Raw genomic sequence first — 620 nt, forward strand, 5'->3', positions numbered from 1 at the left:
ATGTTACAATATATTGTAATATAGAAAGAAGATATGTTAAACTTGTAATACAAGGTAAGGTAAATAATCAAAGTAAATAAAAGCTATATATTAAGTAAGGAGGTGTTATTTATGTGAAAAACAAAGAAATGAATAATGATTTTTATATTAGGTTTTAATCTTAAAAAAAATAGATAATGAAGAAATTTTTGTTTAGTGGAATATGTGTTTTAGCCATAGTAACTGTGGCGGTATTGAATATCAAAATAGATTTAGGTTCTCAATCTTCAACGTTATCATTGTTTAGCTTGGCTAATATAGATGCACTAGCTGGAGGTGAAACTGATGTGTCAGGTAGTAGAACTCCTGACTATAGTTGGACTAGTGATGAAGAAACTCATTGGGAGGATGGGTGTCTTGTTACAACCTATAATAGCCATATCGGTTGTCTTAGTATTAATAGTGACAGATGTTATTCGGGTGTTACTACGATGAGGAATAGAGATTGTCCAAATTAACTAGGTTTTAAACATCAGATATCTATTACTAGGTATCTGATGTTTAATTAATATGTGGCGATTGGTCGTCTTGTTACTTTCTAATAATACGTTCTTTTTAATAAAAGAAACATAATTATAGCT

At 29.5% G+C, this 620-nt stretch carries 1 protein-coding gene; it reads left to right on the forward strand.

All coding sequences use genetic code 11. The annotated features are described in order from the left end of the window. The first annotated feature begins 176 nt into the window (after positions 1-176). Positions 177-497, forward strand: a complete 321-nt coding sequence (locus LPH68_RS26520; RefSeq protein WP_008648115.1) for a hypothetical protein — start codon at positions 177-179, stop codon at positions 495-497. Positions 498-620: the final 123 nt, after the last annotated feature.

Origin of the sequence: Bacteroides sp. 1_1_30, from assembly GCF_020982715.1 — a bacterium.
Taxonomy (GTDB): Bacteria; Bacteroidota; Bacteroidia; order Bacteroidales; family Bacteroidaceae; genus Bacteroides; species Bacteroides xylanisolvens.